The following is an 18,379-nucleotide window of genomic DNA, read 5'->3' on the forward strand; positions in this document are numbered from 1 at the left end:
GCCATCTGCCCTCCTGTCAGCGGTGCGGCTCAGGCCGCTCCGCTGACAATCCGATAGCTGGGTCGATAGGCGGAAGAGCCCGGCAACTTCATCCGGTTTTGCGCCACGAACTGTTCCAGCATCGCTTCAAGCGGCTTGATCAGGCTCGGGTCACCGGCAATTTCAAACGGTCCCTTCTCCTGAACCTGGCGAATCCCTCCCTCTTTGACATTCCCGGCAACGATCCCGCTGAATGCCTTGCGCAGGTTGGCGGCAATCATATGCACCGGTTGGTCCCGATGTAACTCAAGAGCAAGCATGTTGTCGTGATCCGGCTCAAAGGGTAACTGGAACACCGGATCGATTTTCAGCATCCAGTTGAAATAATAGGCGTCCTGCATGGCGCGACGGAAGGTTTCTACCTCCTTGATGCCTTTCTTCATGGTCTGAGCCACACGTACTGGATCGTCAATGATGATCTCATACTTGCTCGCCGCTTCATCGCCCAGAGCATTGCGGATGAACTTGTCGATCATCTCGAAATACTCCGCATTTTCCTGCTCGCCGGTGAAAACCACAGGGAAGGGCAGGTCGACGTTGTCCGGATGCAGCAGGATGCCCAGCAGGTAGAGAATTTCCTCGGCGGTACCAACACCGCCCGGGAACACGATAACCCCGTGGCCGCAGCGGACGAATGCCTCCAGACGCTTTTCGATGTCCGGCATGATCACCAGTTCATTGACGATGGGATTCGGCGCCTCTGCCCCTATGATGCCAGGCTCGGTGATGCCGATGTAGCGACCGTTTTTCACCCGTTGCTTGGCATGGCCGATGGTGGCGCCTTTCATGGGGCCTTTCATGGCGCCAGGGCCGCAACCGGTGCAGATGCTCAGGGCTCTCAGGCCCAACTGATGGCCCACTTCCTTGCTGTACTGGTACTCTGCCTGGCCAATGGAGTGGCCGCCCCAGCACACCACCAGGTCCGGCTGGCGGCCAGCCTCGAGCACCCGCGCGTTACGCAGGATATGGAAGACGTAATTGGTGAGATCTTCTGGGTCGTCACGGCGAAAACCGGCCGCCGACTGGGGGATGGAGTGCGAGTAGATAATATCCCTTAGCACGGAAAACAGATGCTCCCGAAGCGCCCTGAGCATCTGTCCGTCGACAAAGGCGTGGGCGGGGGCATTGATCAGTTCCAGCTTCAGACCGCGCGGTTGCGGTACCAGCCGGACGTCAAAATCCGCATGGGATTCCATCAAGGCCTTGCAGTCATCGGTTTCTATACCGGTGTTCAGAACTGCCAGTGCGCATTGGCGGAATAAACGGTAGAGACCACCTTCGCTGCGGTCCTTGAGCCGGTTGACCTCGTAATTTGAAAGTATTTCAAGGCTGCCCTCGGGAGAAACCAGGGCATTGATGATCGTTTCCTGCATTAACGGTGAAGCTCCTGAATGTTGCGGCAATGCCTGATTTTGAGGCACAGAGTCAAAAAGGTACACTAAGCGCTTTCCCTTTCATACGCCACCCGACAAAATCCCGATTTATGAAACTGTTGATTCGTCCCGCCCCGGAAGTAGCCATCAAAAGCAAGCCCGTCCGCCGCCAACAGATGCGTCATCTGAGGCAGAACATTCGCAAGCTTCTTGCCCGGGTGGACCCGGACATTCGGGTGGAAGGCAGCTGGGACCGGGTGGACGTGGAGGTGCCGGATGGTCGCAGCCTGTCCGGCCCGGTCATCGAAGCCCTTCTGCGCATTCCCGGCATTTCCACCATCCAGGAAATCGCGGCGTTTCCGCTCGTCAGTCTTGAGGATGTTGCCGAAAAAGCCGTTGAGGCGTTCCCTGAGCGGCTCAACGGCAAGACCTTCGCAGTCAGGGCCCGTCGCCATGGCGAGCACAGCTTCCGCTCAATCGATCTGGAACGGACGGTCGGCGCTGCACTCATGCAGGCCTCGGGAGCCACTGGCGTTAATCTGAAGTCACCTCAGGTTGAAGTGCGCATCGAAGTGCAGGGCGATCAGTTCCATATTGCTCACCGCAAGCATCGGGGTCTGGGTGGCTATCCGCTGGGCAGTGTTGAGAATGTGCTGACCCTGATCTCCGGCGGCTACGACTCTTCGGTCGCGGCCTACCTGATGATGCGGAGGGGACTTCGCAATCACTTTCTGTTTTTCAATCTGGGTGGCACCGCCCACGAGGTTGGCGTGCGCCAGGTGGTGCACTACCTCTGGGACCGGTACGGCGCCTCCCATAGTGCCAAGTTTATTTCCGTGCCTTTTGAGGGGGTCGTGGCCGAGATCATGCGTTCGGTCGGTCACCGCCACTGGGGTGTTGTTTTGAAGCGGCAGATGCTGAAGGCGGCGGCCGAGATTGCCCGCAAGAACAACGCCGCGGGCCTGGTTACCGGCGATGCGGTGGCCCAGGTTTCCAGCCAGACCCTGAGCAACCTGAATGTGGTGGACCGGGCCAGTGACGAAGTGGTCCTACGTCCGCTGGTGTCCATGGACAAGGAGTCGATCATCCGCATCGCCCGGGAAATCGGCACCGAATCCTACGCCCGCACCATGCCGGAATACTGCGGTGTGATCTCCCAGAAGCCCGCAACCCGCGCCAAACTGCACCGGGTCGAAGAAGACGAAGCCCGGATGGACGCAGCCGTTCTGGCGAATGCCATTGCAGCCCGTGAGGAAACCCCGGTGAACCGGTTGCTGGAAACGACCGTTACGCCCGAGGAGGTGGAATTGGTGCAGACGCCGGCGGTCGACGACGTGATTATTGACGTCCGCCATCCCTCAGAGGGGGAGCAGTCGCCGCTGGAGCTCACCAATAACGAGATCCTGCAGATTCCGTTCTACGAACTGAACCAGCAGATGGCGGGCCTGCCGGGGAATCGACAGTATCTGCTGTACTGTGATCGCGGCACCATGAGCCGCATGCATGCGGGGCACCTGAAAGCCGAGGGGCACGAAAACGTGAAAGTTTACGCGCCCGCCGCCTGAAACCTCAGCCCGCAAGGCCCTTGAAAAACTGCTGGACATTCTCGCTGAGGGTGTCCAGATCATAACCGCCTTCCTGAACCACCAGCGTTGGCAACCCCAGCTGCCGTACGTGGGTGCTGAGCCTGCAGAAGCCTTCCGAAGATACCGACACCTTGGCCTGGGGGTCGTCCTTGTAGATATCAAAGCCGAGGGTGAGGATCAGGGCATCCGGCTGGAACAGTTTGATCGCAGCCAGAGCTTCATCCAGTTTCGCGAAGAAATCGTCCTCGGATGAACCGTGGGGCATCGGCATGTTGATGTTGTAACCGAAGCCTTCGCCTTCGCCCCGCTCGTTCTCGAAGCCGGTGACCACCGGGTAGAAATTGGTGGGGTCGCCGTGGATCGAAATATAAAGCACGTCGCTGCGATCGTAGAAGATCTCCTGAATGCCCTGGCCGTGGTGCATGTCGGTATCGAGAATCACGATTCTTGGGAATCGGGTTTTCATGTGCTCGGCCGCAATGGCGGCATTGTTCAGGTAGCAGAAGCCCCCTGCAGCATCTCTCCGCGCGTGATGCCCGGGCGGGCGGCACACGGCGTAAGAGCTACGGTCGCCGGCAATCAGGGCGTCGGCGGCGCCAAGGGCACTCTGGGCAGACCAGTAAGCGGCGTGCCAGGTGTGTTCGCCAATCGGACAGCTGCCATCGGCCTGGTAACGGGCGGCTTCGGCCAGAATTCCGGTCAGGTGATTGGGGGAACGGACAAAAATGTTCGAGATCACCTCGTCACCCCAGTCATCCATCTTTTTCCAGCGGCGATGGGCGGATTCCAGAAAGCGCAGGTAACCCAGGTCGTGAACCTTCGAAATCGGGCCCGCGCCCTGATCCGCCGGCTGAAGTACTGAAACGCCCATCTCCTTCAGGCCATCCAGCATCTGCCCGGTGCGGTCAGGCACTTCCTGGGGCTGACGCATCTGACCCCGCGTAAAGTAAGTCTGTGGAATGTGCTGGTCCTGTGCGGGATGGAAAAATGCTTTCATTGTCCGGCCTCTTGAGTGTCTGGTTCTCCGAGTATAGGCACAGTCGGAGGATGATCAATAGCCCACCCTTGACTTTACAGGCTACGCAACAACACTCACTATGAAAGACATACGCTACTGACGCAATGCCGTCCCGCAAGGGACGCCGCCAAACACCGAAAAGGAGCCAAGATGATCGAGTCACCCCTGTTGGAAAAGATGACTGGCTACATTGGCGGTCGCTGGACAGACAACGCCGAAGGCAACACCTTTGATGTCTACAATCCCGCCACCGGTAAAGTCATCGCACAAGTGCCGTCAATGCCGGAGCAGGACATCCTGGCGGCCGTGGCCGCCGGCAAGTCGGCCCTGAAACTGACCAGCCCATACCCGATCGAAACCCGCCGCAAATGGCTGGAAGACATCCGGGATGCGCTCAAGGCCAATAAGGAAGAGGTCGGCCGGATTCTCTGTATGGAACACGGCAAACCATTGCAGGAAGCCCAAGGCGAAGTCGATTACGCCGCCGGCTTCTTCGATTACTGCTCCAAGCACATTCAGGCCCTGGATGCTCACACCATCCCGGAAAAGCCCAAGGACTGCACCTGGACGGTCCACTATCGGCCCATCGGCGTTACGGGCCTGATCACGCCCTGGAACTTCCCCATCGGCATGATCGCCAAGAAACTCTCCGCCGCCCTGGCGGCAGGTTGCCCGTCGGTGATCAAACCGGCCAGCGAAACCCCGCTGACCATGATCGCCTTGTTCACACTGATGGACAAACACACCGATATGCCTGATGGCATGGTCAACCTGGTTATGGGCAAGGCCAGCGTGATCGGCAAGGTGCTGTGTGAAAGCCCGGACGTGCCCATGCTCAGCTTCACCGGCTCCACCGAAGTGGGTCGCAAGTTGATCATCGACACCGCCGAACAGGTCAAGAAACTGGCCCTCGAGCTGGGCGGCAACGCTCCGTTCATTGTTTTCGACGACGCCGACCTGGACGCCGCCGCCGACAACCTGATCGCCAACAAATTCCGCGGCGGGGGCCAGACCTGCGTCTGTGCCAACCGCATCTTCGTTCACGAGAAAGTGGCCGATGCCTTTGGTGAAAAACTCGCTGAGCGCGTGAACAAGATGACCGTCGGTGATGGCATCAACGGCGACGTGGATCTCGGCCCCCTGATCAACCAGGCTGGCTACGACAAGGTAAAACGCCACGTTGCGGACGCACTGGAGAAAGGCGCCAGTCTTGTGGCAGGCAAAAAGCCGGAAGACCTCGGCGATGATCTGTTCTTCCCGCCGACCGTGGTCAGCGGCGTTAACCGCGATATGTGCTGCTACCGCGAGGAAACCTTCGGCCCGCTGGTGCCTATGGCCCTGTTCCGCACGGAGGAAGAAGTCATCGAAGCCGGTAACGATACGGAGTTCGGCCTGGCCTCCTACGTGTTCACGAACGATGCCGAGCGCGCCCAGCGCGTTGCCGCCGGCCTGCGTTTCGGCCACTGCGGCTGGAACACCGGCACCGGCCCGACCCCGGAAGCGCCGTTTGGTGGCATGAAGGCTTCTGGTATTGGCCGGGAAGGCGGCCTGGAAGGTCTGTTTGAGTTTGTGGAAGCTCAGACCGTCCCAAGAGGTTTTTAGTAGAGAAACCATCTCCGAAGCAAGATAAGCGCGGGGGCGGGTCTCTGTTCAGGACTGTCTGTGGCCAGGGATGGCCACAGCCAAGCGCACATGGATGTGCTCGTAGCGTGTCCTGAACAGAGACCCGCCCTCGTGCGTTCCTCCCTGGATCAGGGCTAACCCAGGCCCAAAAGAAATCCCGCATTTCTCCTGTTATACTCTCCAACCTGTTTATTTAACCAGTAGCGAACCGATTTTCTATGGACGTCTCCCACATCATCGATCCGTTGAACGATGCCCAGCGCGAAGCTGTCACCGCCCAGAATGATCATCTGTTGGTGCTAGCGGGCGCCGGCAGTGGCAAAACCCGGGTTCTGGTGCATCGAATCGCATGGTTGATGACCGTGGATCGGGTTCCGCCCACCGGCATCCTGGCCGTGACCTTCACCAACAAGGCCGCCAAGGAAATGCGCTACCGCATTGAACAGATGATGAATATCCCGGCCCGTGGCCTCTGGTTCGGTACTTTTCACGGCATTGCCCACCGCCTGCTGCGCTCCCACTGGCAGGACGCGGGGTTGCCGGAAAACTTCCAGGTGCTGGACAGTGACGACCAGCTGCGGCTGATCAAACGGGTAATGCGGGAGAACCAGATCGACGAAAGCAAATGGCCACCGAAACAGGCCCAGTGGTTTATCAGCAGCCAGAAAGACGAAGGGTTGCGGGCGGACCATATCCAGGAGAATCCTGGCGACCATTTCCTGTCTACGATGCTGAAAATCTACCGCCAGTACGAAAAACTCTGCCAACTGGGAGGCTTGGTGGATTTTGGCGAGCTGCTGCTGCGCTCCCATGAGCTTTGGCTGCATCGGCCTGAGCTTCTGGCCCATTACCAGAGCCGGTTCCAGCACATCCTGGTGGACGAGTTTCAGGACACCAACACCATTCAATACGCCTGGCTGCAGGTGCTCGCCAGCAATCGGGTGCCAATGACAGTGGTGGGGGACGACGATCAGTCCATCTACGGCTGGCGGGGCGCCAAGGTCGAGAACATCCAGCAATACCAGAGGGATTTTCCTAACGCCCGGCTGGTGCGGCTGGAGCAGAACTACCGATCCACCCAGATGATCCTGAAAGCCGCCAACGCGGTGATCGCCAACAACCAGGGCCGGCTGGGCAAGGAACTGTGGACCGACGGCCCGGAAGGTGAACCGATCAGCCTGTATGCGGCCTTCAATGAGCAGGATGAAGCCAACTACATTGCCGATAGCATCTCGGCCTGGGTACAGGATGGCAACCTGCGCAGTGAGTCGGCAATCCTGTATCGCTCCAACGCCCAGTCCCGGGTGCTGGAAGAATCCCTGATGCGCCAGGGCATTCCTTACCGGGTTTATGGTGGCCTGCGATTCTACGATCGCCAGGAAATCCGTAACGCATTGGCGTATTTGCGATTGGTGCAGTACCGGCGTGATGACGCCGCCTTCGAGCGAGTGGTTAACGTCCCACCCCGGGGCATCGGTGCCAAGAGCCTGGCCGAGCTTCGGGAATACGCCACGGAACAGGGCATTTCCCTGTGGGAATCCGCCGAACGGCTGCTGGAAGCCGGGCAGGTGAAAGGCAGGGCCAAAACCGGACTGCAGTCGTTTATCGCCATCATCGAAGGCCTGTCCGAAATGGTGGGCGATGCTTCGCTGCAGGGCCTGATGAAACAGACCATCGAAAACAGCGGCCTGAAAGATTACCACGCCAGTGAAAAAGGCGAGAAAGGCCAGGCCCGGGTGGAAAACCTGGAAGAACTGGTCAACGCCCTCTCGGATTATGAAGTGGAAGATGGCGTCGACCCGCTGTCAGAATTCATCGCCCAGGCGGCCCTGGACGCGGGCGAATCCCAGGCTGAAGATCATGAAGACAGCGTCCAGCTGATGACGCTGCACTCCGCCAAGGGCCTGGAGTTCCCGCTGGTGTTCCTGGCCGGTGTGGAAGAAGGTCTGTTCCCCCATGGCATGTCCCTGGAAGAACCGGGCCGCATGGAAGAAGAGCGCCGCCTGGCCTACGTGGGCATAACCCGGGCCATGAAAAAGCTGGTGCTCACTTACGCCGAATCCCGCCGTCTGTATGGTCAGGAAAAGTTCAATGCCCTGTCCCGGTTTGTGCGCGAAATCCCTGGCGATTGCCTGCAGGAAGTCCGCTTGCGCAACACCGTCACCCGCCCGGCCATGGTTGAACGGCCCAACCAAAGCATGTTCTCTCAGGATTCAGCTCAGCAGTCTGGCTTCAGCCTCGGGCAGCGGGTGCGCCATCCCAAGTTTGGCGAGGGCATCGTGATGAACTCCGAGGGCACCGGGCACCATACGCGGGTGCAGGTGAACTTTGATGAGGGCGCAAAATGGCTGGTGCTGGCCTATGCGCCGCTGGAAGCCTGCTGATAGACATTTCCCCCTTTTTGCAACTGGAGCTTGAAGAGCATGATTGAAGTGTTGGTGCTGGCTGTGGCACTGAGTATGGATGCGTTTGCTGTATCGATTGGCCTGGGGTCCAAGCACAAGAAAAAAGCATCATCGCTCGCCATTATGGCGGGGCTGTATTTTGGGTTGTTCCAGGGCCTGATGCCACTGATCGGCTACCTGGGCGGCAAGGGCGTTCTTGGCTGGGTTGAGGCCTACGCGCCCTGGATTGCGTTCATCCTGCTGGCGCTGATCGGTGGCAAGATGATTTATGAGGCATTTTCCGAAGGGGTTGAGGAGGACATCGCGATCATCACCCATCGGGTTATGTTGACGCTGGCGATCGCCACCAGCATTGATGCCATGGCAGCCGGGTTTGCACTTACTCTTCTGGACGTTGCGCCTTTGCTGGCCTGTCTGATTATTGGTGTAACCACGTTGGTGTTCAGTGTGGCCGGCGTCTATATCGGTACCCGCAGTGGCACCTTCTTAGAGGGCAAAGCGGAATTTGTCGGCGGCGTGGTGATTGTGCTGATCGGGGTCAAGATTCTGTTCATGTGAGCGCGGATAGCTACTAGCGGATAGCCACTATTGGTGCCATCCCGAACAGTTGTATTGGCTCCTGAAAGAGTTTAGTTCATCAGAACCGCATAGATGACGATGGCCAGAATCACCCGGTAAATCACGTACGGCCACATACCCACCTTGTTGAGCCACTTCAGGAAGAAATGGATGGCGGTGATGGCCATCAGGAAAGAGGTTACGCCGCCGATCAGGAAGCCGCTCCAGTCCACGGTCACATCCGAGGTTGCCACTTCCAGCAGCTTCACGGCAGATGCCAGCACGATAATGGGAATGGCCAGCAGGAACGAGAACCGGGAGGCGGTTTCCCGGGTCATGCCCAGGAACAGGCCGGCGGTGATCGTGACGCCCGAGCGGGAGGTGCCGGGGACCAGGGCCATGGCCTGGGCGATGCCGACCAGAACGGCATCTTTCCAGTTGAGTTTATCCAGGGTCCGCTGGCGTTTGGGTATCCAGTCCGCAATGCCCAGCAATAGGCCGAAGACCAGGGTGGTGAAGAAAATCACTTCCACTGCCCGCAATTCGTTATCGATCAGATCCAACAGAGCCAGGCCGGCCAGGCCCGCGGGGATGGTGCCGATAACCAGGTACCAGGCCAGAGCGCCCTGGCCGACGATTTTGCGCCGGCTAACAGAAATCAGCCCGTCCCGGGCGATGCCGAAGACATCCTCCCGGAAATAGAGCACTACGGCCAGCAGGGTTCCGAAGTGAACAGACAGGTCGAAGCCCACGCCCTGATCATCCCAGCCGAAGAAAACCGGCGTCAGGATGAGGTGGGCAGAGCTGGATATGGGCAGGAATTCGGTCAGTCCCTGGAGAAGGCCAAGGAAAAGGGCCTGGAAAAAATCCATAGTTCAGAATCCGTGTTTTCGGGGCCGGAAGTCGTCAGTACAAGAGGAGGGCGATAGTAGCAGGGCAGGCGGAGGCTGAACAGTTACATAAGGGGACGAAAAAACCGGGCACCCAGTCAGGAGGCCCGGCACACATTTAAACGTACCTTCGGCTCAGACGTACCGTCGGCGCTTGAAGCTTACCTTGTCGGCGAAGTCCTCAATCCGCCCGACCCGGCGGACATCCGCCCAGGTTCCCTTGTAGTAGGGGATGATATTCCGGTCGGTCCAGGGCGTCACCAGATCGCCCATGACGGAGTTGAAGTACATCGCCTCCATGAACACATGGCCCTGCTTGATGTCTGGCTCCAGGTACGCCATGGCCGTTGTCGCGCCATAGTCATTGAACAGCTCGACCAGGTCGCCGGATTCAATGCCAAGCTCCTTGGCATCTTCCGGATTGATTTCCAGCGGCGCCATCGGATAACGGCCACGGCGGAAATCCACGTGCTGGTCGTGGTAAGCGGTTTGCCAGATCTGGTTAGTCCGGCCGTTGTTGACCCAGAACCGGTACTTCTTACGCTGCTCTTCCACCACATCCGGCATGCCATTCCAGGGCGCGGCCTGGAAGTGGGCCTTGCCGTCATCGGTGTCGAACTTGCCGTCGGTGTACAGCATTTCCGTTCCGATCAGCTGGCCGTCCTTGTATTCCTTGATCGGTAGCTGAACGCCATTATTGCCGGCGGCCCGCAGCCGTTCGTAGGTGGCCAGATGCCCGGTGGGGCCGCCCTGGCTGTCGATTTTCGGCGCCCCGGGCTGGCCGGCGCGGCGGAAGCCGTCGTTGAAGGCGTCCTCCTCGGTTTTCCAGTCAAAGCCTGCAAAACGCTTGGCCATTTCGGCGTTGCCTTCGGCTTCGTAGAGCTTGCTCAATGCGTTGGCCATGTCCGCTGCAATCAGGCAGTCGGGCCTGGCGGTTCCGGGAGGGTCCATGAATCTTTCCGACAGGCGCAGGCGACGCTCGCCATTCATGGAGGTGAGGTTCATTTCTCCGGTGTGTGCCGCAGGCAGAATCAGGTGGGCGGCTTCGGCAAACTTGGTGGCGTACAGGTCGATCACGGTGACAAACAGCCCACCGTCTTCCTTGACGGCCTTGTGGATGACCTCCGCCATTTTCTCCGGACCGGCGCCACGGACCTTACGCAGAGCCTCTTTGACGATGTCGCTGCGGCGCAGAACCTCATTTCGGTACTGCTCGGCATTGAGGGTGGTCTGGAAGGCATTACAGGCCCAGACCGTGAGCATCTGGCCGTTGCCCTTAATGATTTCCTGATCCACATACGGAGCCGGACGTCCACCGGGGTATGGCGGGCGGCAGTAGCCTTCCTGGTGACCGCCCATCCGGACCACACCGGTGCCCCGGCGGCCCACATTGTGGGTGGCCAGAACCAGGTCCACCAGGGCCGACTGGATGCGGTAATTGTCGTTACCCCAAATGATGCCTTTCTCGTAACCGTGCATGGTTCTGGGCGAGTGGCCGGAGGCCTTGGGCTTGTACGCCCATTCGGCGGCTTTGATCAGCTTGTCCTTGCTGATGCCGGTTATCCCGCTGGTCTCGTCCAGGCTTTGGCGATTCGCCTTCAAGGCGTCCTCGAAGCCGGTGGTGTGAGCTTCAATAAAAGCCTTGTCGTGCCAACCCTGATCCACGACGTAGGTCAGCAGGCCATTGAACAAAGCAGTATCGGTGCCCGGCTCGATGTCCAGGTACAGGAGATTGCCCTGGCCGACCGCTTGCTCGAGCAGGGCAACAGTAAGTGACCGACGGGGGTCGACCAGTATGATCCTGGTCTGCTGGATGGTTTCCCCGTCTTCGTAAACAGCCCGCTTCTTGTCGGCGGTCTGGGCCTGCAGGCTCGGGAGCCAGTGATTCAGGAAGTAGTTAGTCTGGGTTTCATAGGCATTGGCGCCAATGGAGAAGATGCAGTCAGCCATCTGGGCGTCTTCGTAGCTGTTGTTCAGCTCGCCGATGCCCATGTCTCGCGTGGCATGGCACTCCGAGTTGTAGGCGGGACGGTTGTGGATCCGCACCATCTTTGTGCCCAGCCCGGTAAAGATAAGCTTGCCGGTGCCCCAGGTGTTCTCGAAGCCGCCACCGGCGCCACCATGGTCGAACAGGTTGAACATCAGCTGGTCGGAACCTGCGTCATCAAGAACCAGCTTGGTCAGGTGACTGTACAGGGCAATGGCCTGTTCCCAACTGGTGTCCCGCCATTCATCACCGGCAAAGACCCGCGGGTATTTCAGCCGCTGACTGCCAACCGGCGTCTGGGATGAGTACATGATGGACGCCATCTGGCCGCCCCGCGTTGACGAGAGGCCGCCGTTCACTTTGCAGTCCCTGTCCGGCACGATCATGATCCGGTGGTAGCTGCCGTCGTCGTCCTGGATAACGTTGGTCATGGCCTGGGTCATAGTGGCTGCCAGGGGAGGCAGCTGCTTGCGGAAATCGAGACCCAGAGCATTCTCACCGGGTGCCAGTCCGCCTTCCTGATCGGCCGGCCACTTGTAGACATGGTAACCGCAGCCAACAATACAGAAATGGCAGCAGGTCTGGGTTTTTTGGGCATTGGCCGGTGGTAGCGCGATCCGGTCCTTCTTGTATTCGAACATGGTGTATCCCTCCCTCAGGCACCCGGCAGCAGATTGGACTGGCGGCCGTAGATTAGACCGCCCACGCCTACCGCCTCAACGGAATCATCCGAATCCCGGTAACTCAGGAGAATTCGGGGCAGGTTTTCCGTTGCCTGGCCAGACACCATCTGTCCGTTGAGCTCGGAATCAAACACGCTGAAATGGCAGGGACACTTGAAGGTGCGCTCCTCGGCCGAATAGGACACGGGGCAACCCATATGGGTGCACAAGGTGCTGTAAGCGACAATATCGCCCTCCGGGCCCACACCTCCCTGGGTCTTGCGGCCGGTTTTGACCAGGGTGCAAGGTGAGGAGGGATCCGGATAGGTGAAAGAAACCGGCTGGCCGACCTTCAGGTCGCCTGCCTTGCTGACGGTGGTTATCGGGTAGTCCAGCATCACCTTCCCGGGTTGCTGGCTACCTTCTGCGGCATGGGCCGGGTTCAGTAACAGGCTGCCGCCCAAGGCGGCGGAGCCGGCTGCGGTTGTGCCGGTAAAGGCCAGGAACCGTCTTCGTGAAAGCTTCATTGAATTCTCCCTTTCTTGTTTTCGGGTCCCCGCTATAACTGCCCATGGTCCCCATTATTGTACAAACATTGTACAAATTTAGGTCAGGTTCCCAGGTTCCTCCATCCTCTTAAGAGTTGATTTCGACTTTTATTGATGCCGGTCAATTCAGGCCGGGAACCGGTCCCGGGTCTTGTTGGCAATGCGCACCAGCATCAACATCAGCGGCACTTCCACCAGTACACCAACCACCGTTGCCAGAGCGGCGCCGGACTCAAGGCCAAATAGCGAGATAGCTGCCGCCACAGCCAGCTCGAAAAAGTTGCTTGCGCCAATCATGGCGCCAGGCGCGGCGATACAGTGGCGAACGTTCCACAGCCTGGCCCAGCCGTAGGCGATCAGGAAAATGAGCACGGTCTGAATGATCAGCGGGACTGCAATCAGTGCGATATGCAGCGGATTGTTCAGAATCACCTCGCCCTGGAAGGCGAACAGCAGCACCAGAGTGATTATCAGGGCTGCGGGCGTGACCGGGCTCAGGCGCTTCATGAAAACGTCGTCGTACCAGCGTTGGCCATGACGGGCAATCAGCGTGCGGCGGGTCAGGTAGCCGGCGGTCAGCGGTATGACGATGTACAGAACCACCGACAGAAGCACGGTATCCCAGGGCACCTGGATGTCGGAGACGCCCAGCAGGAACACTACAATCGGTGCAAAGGCAAACAACATGATGATGTCGTTGAGGGACACCTGCACCAGGGTGTAGGCGGCATCGCCTTTGGTCAGGTAGCTCCAGACAAACACCATAGCCGTGCATGGCGCAGCACCCAGCAGAATTGCGCCGGCCAGGTATTCACTGGCCAGTTGCGGCGCAATAAACGGCTCGAACACCACCATCAGGAAGAACCAGGCGATGGCAAACATGGTGAAAGGCTTGATCAGCCAGTTCACGATGGTGGTGATGGCCAGCCCTTTTGGCTCTTTTCTCACATCCACGATGGCACTGAAGTCGATCTGGGCCATCATCGGGAAGATCATCGCCCAAATCAGAATGGCGATGGGGATGGACACCTGGGCGTATTCAAAGCGGGACAGTGTCTCGGGTACCGACGGTGCCAGCTGACCCAGGGCCACGCCGGCGACGATCGCCAGCGCTACCCAGACTGACAGGTACCTTCCGAACAGATCCATGCCGCCGCTGGTGTCTTCAGTTTGCGTGGCTTCTGCCTTGTTGTTCATGACTTACCTCTCACATGGATCGTTGATTGACACGTTTTGATACTTCCTCGGCACTTTCCACCCGCTCGGAGTAGCGGTCCGTCAGATAATCGCTGCAGTCCCGGATCAGCAGGGTGAATTTAACCAACTCCTCCATCACATCCACGATGCGGTTGTAATAGGGCGATGGCAGCATGCGGTCATGCTCGTCAAACTCGGTGAAAGCCTTGGGGACTGACGATTGGTTGGGAATGGTCACCATCCGCATCCACCGGCCGAGCACCCTCAGTTGATTTACCACATTGAAGGACTGTGAGCCGCCACAGACCTGCATCACGGCCAGTGTCTTGCCCTGGGTCGGGCGCATGCCACCGATGGAGAGGGGAATCCAGTCAATCTGGGTTTTCATGATGCCGGTCATGGCCCCGTGTCGCTCCGGGGAGCACCACACCATACCTTCCGACCACTGGGCCAGCTCACGCAGTTCCTGAACTTTCGGGTGCGACGCGTCCTCGGCGTCGGCCAAAGGCAGGCCGCGCGGATCGAAGATGCGGGTTTCGGCGCCCATGGCCTCAAGCAGCCGGGCGGCTTCTTCCACGGCCAGTCGACTGAATGAGCGTTCGCGCAGGGAGCCATAGAGCAAAAGAATCCGTGGCGGATGCGACGAGGGACTTGCTTTAAACGGGTGATCCGCTGTGGGTGCGTTAAACAGTTCCGGGTCGATGTTGGGAAGGTCCTGAGTGCTCATTTTATTGGCGGATTCCTTTACTCATGGCGTTGTTGGTTCTATTATGCATTAAATTGAATATACATAAAAACGCATATATGGGAAGGTGAATATGAAGCGCCGCGTTTTGTTCGTCTGTACCGCTAACAGTGCCCGTTCACTCATAGCGGAGGCTTTGCTCCGGGATATGGCCGGGGACCGGTTTGAGGTGGCCAGTGCCGGCACTGAGCCGGCCAACCCACATCCTATGGCGTTACAGGTCCTGAAGGAAGCCGGCATCTCCACGGAAGGTTTGCATAGCAAACCGTTGGCTGATTTACAGGAGCAATACTGGGATTATGTGATCACTCTGTGTGAAAAGGCCGCCAACGAGTGTGGTGCCGTGTGCCAACCTGCCCAGCAGATCGCCTGGAATTTCGCCGACCCTGTGCCCGCAAATCGCCATTCCACGTTTGCTCTGACCCTCAAGGAAATCAAAGAGCGCATCGCGCTGTTTGCGCTGGTGCATCAGAAAGAAACCGGGCCTATGCCAGCAAGTTATGACCCGGTGGCGGTGTTCAAGGCGCTGGCTGATGACTTCCGCCTGGCGGCGTTTCTGCTTATCCGGAACCAGGAACAGCTCTGTGTCTGCGAGCTGACCGAAGCCTTTGACGTGTCCCAGCCCAAAGTCAGCCGGCATCTGGCGACCTTGCGGGAGGTTGGCCTACTGGCGACGGAGCGACGGGGACAGTGGATCTACTATTCGCCGAATCCTCAGATTCCGTCGTGGCTGGTTCGGGTGCTGGATGAAACGGCCACCGGCAATACCACATTGATTGAGACCCCGCTGGAGCGGCTTCAGGCCATGGCCGATCGCCCGGCTGTCCAGTGCCTGTAATCATCACGTTGTCTAATGGATTGACCAGACACTTCAGGAGCACATCATGAGCAAGATCAAAGTCGGAATAAATGGATTTGGACGCATTGGCCGCCTGGCCCTGCGAGCTGCCTGGGAGTGGCCGGAGCTGGAGTTTGTTGCCATCAACGATCCGGGTGCGGATGCCGGTACCCTGGCTCACCTGCTGAATTTCGACAGCGTGCATGGCCGCTGGAACCATGAGGCCGGTGTAGACGGTCAGGATATGATGATTGATGGCCAGCGGCTCCGCGTCACCCGCAACAAAACCATCGGCGAAACCGACTGGACCGGTTGCGACCTGGTGATTGAAGCCAGTGGCAAAATGAAGACAGTCGAGGTACTGCAGGGTTATCTGGACCAGGGCGTAAAGCGGGTGGTTGTCACCGCTCCGGTCAAGGAAGCAGGTGCCAAGAACATTGTCCTCGGCGTGAACGATGGCATTTTCGACCCGGCCAACGACCGCATCGTTACCGCCGCCTCCTGCACCACCAACTGCCTGGCACCAGTGGTGAAGGTGATCCACGAAAAACTGGGCATCAAGCACGGTTCCATCACCACCATCCACAGCTTGACCAATACCCAGACCATTCTCGACGCACCCCACAAGGATCTGCGCCGGGCCCGGGCCTGTGGCAGTTCACTGATCCCCACCAGCACCGGTTCTGCGACGGCGATTATCGAGATCTTCCCGGAACTGAAAGGCCGGCTGGATGGCCACGCGGTGCGAGTGCCGTTAACCAACGCTTCACTGACCGATTGCGTGTTTGAAGTGGAAACGCCCACCGACCGCGATACCGTGAACCAGCTGCTGAAAGAGGCAGCCGAAGGCGAGCTGAAAGACATTATGGGCTACGAAGAGCGCCCGCTGGTGTCTATCGATTACAAGACCGACCCGCGCTCGTCCATTGTCGATGCCTTGTCCACCATCGTGGTCAACGGCACCCAGGTGAAGATCTACGCCTGGTATGACAATGAGTGGGGTTACGCCAACCGCACCGTCGAGCTGGCTCGCAAGGTAGGTTTTGCCTGATATGACCGCTGCCATCCGACAGTACCTGGTCATCACCGGCAACTACTGGGCCTTTACCCTGACGGATGGCGCCCTGCGGATGCTGGTGGTGCTGCATTTCCACCAGCTGGGTTACTCGCCGCTGGAAATCGCCCTGCTGTTCATCTTCTATGAGTTTTTCGGGGTTGTGACCAACCTGGTGGGTGGTTATCTGGGTGCCCGAATGGGCCTGAACCGTACCATGAACATCGGGCTGTTCCTGCAGATCGTGGCGCTGGCCATGCTGGCCGTGCCGGCGGCGATGCTCACCGTGCCCTGGGTGATGGCGGCCCAGGCCATGTCCGGCATTGCCAAGGACCTGAACAAGATGTCCGCCAAGAGCGGCATCAAGTTGCTGGTGCCGGATGAGCAGCAGGGCACCCTGTACAAATGGGTGGCAATCCTGACCGGCTCCAAGAACACCCTCAAGGGCGTGGGTTTCTTCCTGGGTGGCGTGTTGCTGATGTCGGCCGGCTTCACGGGTGCGGTGATCATCATGGCGGTGGCTCTGGGTGTGGTCTGGCTGGCGAGCCTGTTCCTGCTCAAGCAGGAGCTGGGCAAGAGCAAGGCCAAACCGAAGTTCAGTGAGATCCTGTCCAAGAGCCGGGCAATCAATGTGCTTTCGGCGGCGCGCATGTTCCTGTTTGGCGCCCGGGATGTGTGGTTTGTGGTGGCCCTGCCGGTATACCTGCACACGGTGTTCGGCTGGGATTTCTGGAAAGTGGGCGGCTTCATGGCTACCTGGATCATCGGCTATGGCTTCATCCAGACCATTGCGCCGCGCATTACCGGCAATATGGAAGGCAAGCAACCGGCAGTACTCTGGGCGGCAGCGCTGGCGGTGGTTCCTGCGGCCATTGCCGGTGGCCTGATGGCGGGGTTGTCGCCGCAGTTGGTGGTGATTGGGGGGTTACTGCTTTTTGGCGTGCTGTTCGCTATCAATTCCTCACTGCACAGCTACCTGATCGTCAGCTATGCGCGGGGCGATGGCGTATCCCTGGATGTGGGTTTTTACTACATGTCCAACGCCGCCGGCCGGCTGCTGGGAACGATTCTGTCCGGGTGGGTGTACCAGGCCTACGGACTGGAGGCCTGCCTGTGGATATCATCGGGTTTGGTGGCCATGGCATCGTTACTGTCGGTTTTGTTGCCCGAGAGGCGGCACGCAGTGGCGTGAACCGGCGTCAGAAACGCATGACAAATCCTGCGCCAGCTTCCACCTGCAAGTAGCCGTCGCTGCGAAATCTGAGCTCGCATCCGCCGGAGCAGAACACTGAGCCTCCGGAGTTCAGGGCGGTGTAAACGCCGCGAAGATCAAGTCTCAGGCGCAGTTGTTCGGTCAGGAAAAACTGATAGCCCCCACCGAGCGACAGTGCTGCCCGGTGATGGCTATCGTATCTCGAGTCCTCTGGCTCCAGGCGGGTAACGCCCAGCACGCCGGAGACAAAACCACCGTAGCTTTTCCCGCCCGGAAAATAGAGCCCGCCGAACTGGAGTTGGTAAATCGTAAGATCAATGGACTCGATGCCCGGGGCGAACAGGCCGTTGTCCAGCCTGGCGGAGGTGCTTTGCCGGCTGAAGTAAAGTTCCCCCTGCTTGCCAGGCTCGGCCAGGTCAAAATTGAGTGCCAGCCCCTGGCTCGGGGAATCCCGGAAGTGGATCTGATCGTCGGCGCTGGCACCGGCCGTCTCGATATCCACCGAACTGCTCATTCGAAAGCCTGCAAACGGCGACAAACCAACCTCTGCCACCGCCGGCGGCGCTGGCAGGGTGAGGGCGAACAGGACCGCTGTGAAGGTTCGGAGGTTCATACATTCCCGCTCTGTGTGGCTGGTTGCTGG

The 18,379-nt window shown here is 59.0% G+C and carries 15 protein-coding genes; 7 read left to right on the top strand and 8 right to left on the bottom strand.

The window, feature by feature from the left end; all coding sequences use genetic code 11:
* Positions 1-29: 29 nt before the first annotated feature.
* Positions 30-1,412, bottom strand: a complete 1,383-nt coding sequence (ppnN, locus tag CLH62_RS12830; protein WP_099618532.1) for a nucleotide 5'-monophosphate nucleosidase PpnN — start codon at positions 1,410-1,412, stop codon at positions 30-32.
* A gap of 110 nt (positions 1,413-1,522) precedes the next feature.
* On the opposite strand from ppnN, the gene thiI reads away from it, so the two are divergent.
* Entirely contained in the window at positions 1,523-2,977 is a 1,455-nt protein-coding gene (gene thiI, locus CLH62_RS12835) for a tRNA uracil 4-sulfurtransferase ThiI (RefSeq protein WP_099618533.1), read from the top strand.
* 4 nt (positions 2,978-2,981) lie between these two features.
* Here the strand turns inward: thiI and CLH62_RS12840 are convergent, their stop codons facing one another.
* Positions 2,982-3,995: a histone deacetylase family protein gene (locus tag CLH62_RS12840; RefSeq protein ID WP_099618534.1), complete on the bottom strand. Its 1,014-nt coding sequence runs from the start codon at positions 3,993-3,995 to the stop codon at positions 2,982-2,984.
* A 171-nt stretch (positions 3,996-4,166) separates the two neighbouring features.
* Between CLH62_RS12840 and CLH62_RS12845 the strand changes: the two genes are divergently transcribed.
* The 3 genes from CLH62_RS12845 (at position 4,167) to CLH62_RS12855 (ending at position 8,602) form a co-directional block, all read left to right on the top strand.
* Positions 4,167-5,618 (top strand): NAD-dependent succinate-semialdehyde dehydrogenase, encoded by a 1,452-nt coding sequence (locus CLH62_RS12845; RefSeq protein WP_099618535.1) that lies wholly within the window; start codon positions 4,167-4,169, stop codon positions 5,616-5,618.
* A 239-nt stretch (positions 5,619-5,857) separates the two neighbouring features.
* The gene (uvrD, locus tag CLH62_RS12850) at positions 5,858-8,023 is read left to right on the top strand and encodes a DNA helicase II (protein WP_099618536.1); all 2,166 of its coding nucleotides are present in this window, start codon (positions 5,858-5,860) and stop codon (positions 8,021-8,023) included.
* 39 nt (positions 8,024-8,062) lie between these two features.
* On the top strand, positions 8,063-8,602 hold the full coding sequence (locus tag CLH62_RS12855; protein ID WP_099618537.1) for a manganese efflux pump MntP: 540 nt from the start codon (positions 8,063-8,065) through the stop codon (positions 8,600-8,602).
* A gap of 71 nt (positions 8,603-8,673) precedes the next feature.
* Here the strand turns inward: CLH62_RS12855 and CLH62_RS12860 are convergent, their stop codons facing one another.
* The 5 genes from CLH62_RS12860 to arsH all read right to left on the bottom strand — a co-directional run bounded on the left by CLH62_RS12860 (position 8,674) and on the right by arsH (position 14,613).
* Positions 8,674-9,474, bottom strand: a complete 801-nt coding sequence (locus CLH62_RS12860; protein WP_099618538.1) for an undecaprenyl-diphosphate phosphatase — start codon at positions 9,472-9,474, stop codon at positions 8,674-8,676.
* 153 nt (positions 9,475-9,627) lie between these two features.
* On the bottom strand, positions 9,628-12,120 hold the full coding sequence (locus CLH62_RS12865; protein ID WP_099618539.1) for an arsenate reductase (azurin) large subunit: 2,493 nt from the start codon (positions 12,118-12,120) through the stop codon (positions 9,628-9,630).
* Positions 12,121-12,134: 14 nt separating this feature from the next.
* Positions 12,135-12,668: an arsenate reductase (azurin) small subunit gene (locus CLH62_RS12870; RefSeq protein WP_099618540.1), complete on the bottom strand. Its 534-nt coding sequence runs from the start codon at positions 12,666-12,668 to the stop codon at positions 12,135-12,137.
* 147 nt (positions 12,669-12,815) lie between these two features.
* Positions 12,816-13,886, bottom strand: a complete 1,071-nt coding sequence (gene arsB, locus CLH62_RS12875) for an ACR3 family arsenite efflux transporter (RefSeq protein WP_099618541.1) — start codon at positions 13,884-13,886, stop codon at positions 12,816-12,818.
* Positions 13,887-13,896: 10 nt separating this feature from the next.
* Entirely contained in the window at positions 13,897-14,613 is a 717-nt protein-coding gene (gene arsH / locus CLH62_RS12880; RefSeq protein WP_099618542.1) for an arsenical resistance protein ArsH, read from the bottom strand.
* A 91-nt stretch (positions 14,614-14,704) separates the two neighbouring features.
* Here arsH and CLH62_RS12885 point away from each other — a divergent pair, with 91 nt between their 5' ends.
* From CLH62_RS12885 to arsJ, 3 genes are read left to right on the top strand one after another with little or no spacing between them, the layout of a single operon-like run.
* Positions 14,705-15,469, top strand: coding sequence for a metalloregulator ArsR/SmtB family transcription factor (locus tag CLH62_RS12885; RefSeq protein ID WP_099618543.1), 765 nt, complete (start codon positions 14,705-14,707; stop codon positions 15,467-15,469).
* 46 nt (positions 15,470-15,515) lie between these two features.
* On the top strand, positions 15,516-16,520 hold the full coding sequence (locus tag CLH62_RS12890) for an ArsJ-associated glyceraldehyde-3-phosphate dehydrogenase (protein WP_099618544.1): 1,005 nt from the start codon (positions 15,516-15,518) through the stop codon (positions 16,518-16,520).
* Position 16,521: 1 nt separating this feature from the next.
* Positions 16,522-17,715 (top strand): organoarsenical effux MFS transporter ArsJ, encoded by a 1,194-nt coding sequence (gene arsJ, locus CLH62_RS12895; RefSeq protein ID WP_099618545.1) that lies wholly within the window; start codon positions 16,522-16,524, stop codon positions 17,713-17,715.
* Positions 17,716-17,722: 7 nt separating this feature from the next.
* Here the strand turns inward: arsJ and CLH62_RS12900 are convergent, their stop codons facing one another.
* Positions 17,723-18,349, bottom strand: a complete 627-nt coding sequence (locus CLH62_RS12900; protein ID WP_099618546.1) for a porin family protein — start codon at positions 18,347-18,349, stop codon at positions 17,723-17,725.
* Between the last annotated feature and the right edge of the window lie 30 nt (positions 18,350-18,379).

Origin of the sequence: Marinobacter guineae, from assembly GCF_002744735.1 — a bacterium.
GTDB classification, from domain to species: Bacteria; Pseudomonadota; Gammaproteobacteria; order Pseudomonadales; family Oleiphilaceae; genus Marinobacter; species Marinobacter guineae.

Coding starts and splice junctions, on each gene's coding strand:
- ppnN (WP_099618532.1), bottom strand. CDS start 1,412: ATGCAGGAAACGATCATCAATGCCCTGGTTTCTCCCGAGGGCAGCCTT.
- thiI (WP_099618533.1), top strand. CDS start 1,523: ATGAAACTGTTGATTCGTCCCGCCCCGGAAGTAGCCATCAAAAGCAAG.
- CLH62_RS12840 (WP_099618534.1), bottom strand. CDS start 3,995: ATGAAAGCATTTTTCCATCCCGCACAGGACCAGCACATTCCACAGACT.
- CLH62_RS12845 (WP_099618535.1), top strand. CDS start 4,167: ATGATCGAGTCACCCCTGTTGGAAAAGATGACTGGCTACATTGGCGGT.
- uvrD (WP_099618536.1), top strand. CDS start 5,858: ATGGACGTCTCCCACATCATCGATCCGTTGAACGATGCCCAGCGCGAA.
- CLH62_RS12855 (WP_099618537.1), top strand. CDS start 8,063: ATGATTGAAGTGTTGGTGCTGGCTGTGGCACTGAGTATGGATGCGTTT.
- CLH62_RS12860 (WP_099618538.1), bottom strand. CDS start 9,474: ATGGATTTTTTCCAGGCCCTTTTCCTTGGCCTTCTCCAGGGACTGACC.
- CLH62_RS12865 (WP_099618539.1), bottom strand. CDS start 12,120: ATGTTCGAATACAAGAAGGACCGGATCGCGCTACCACCGGCCAATGCC.
- CLH62_RS12870 (WP_099618540.1), bottom strand. CDS start 12,668: ATGAAGCTTTCACGAAGACGGTTCCTGGCCTTTACCGGCACAACCGCA.
- arsB (WP_099618541.1), bottom strand. CDS start 13,886: ATGAACAACAAGGCAGAAGCCACGCAAACTGAAGACACCAGCGGCGGC.
- arsH (WP_099618542.1), bottom strand. CDS start 14,613: ATGAGCACTCAGGACCTTCCCAACATCGACCCGGAACTGTTTAACGCA.
- CLH62_RS12885 (WP_099618543.1), top strand. CDS start 14,705: ATGAAGCGCCGCGTTTTGTTCGTCTGTACCGCTAACAGTGCCCGTTCA.
- CLH62_RS12890 (WP_099618544.1), top strand. CDS start 15,516: ATGAGCAAGATCAAAGTCGGAATAAATGGATTTGGACGCATTGGCCGC.
- arsJ (WP_099618545.1), top strand. CDS start 16,522: ATGACCGCTGCCATCCGACAGTACCTGGTCATCACCGGCAACTACTGG.
- CLH62_RS12900 (WP_099618546.1), bottom strand. CDS start 18,349: ATGAACCTCCGAACCTTCACAGCGGTCCTGTTCGCCCTCACCCTGCCA.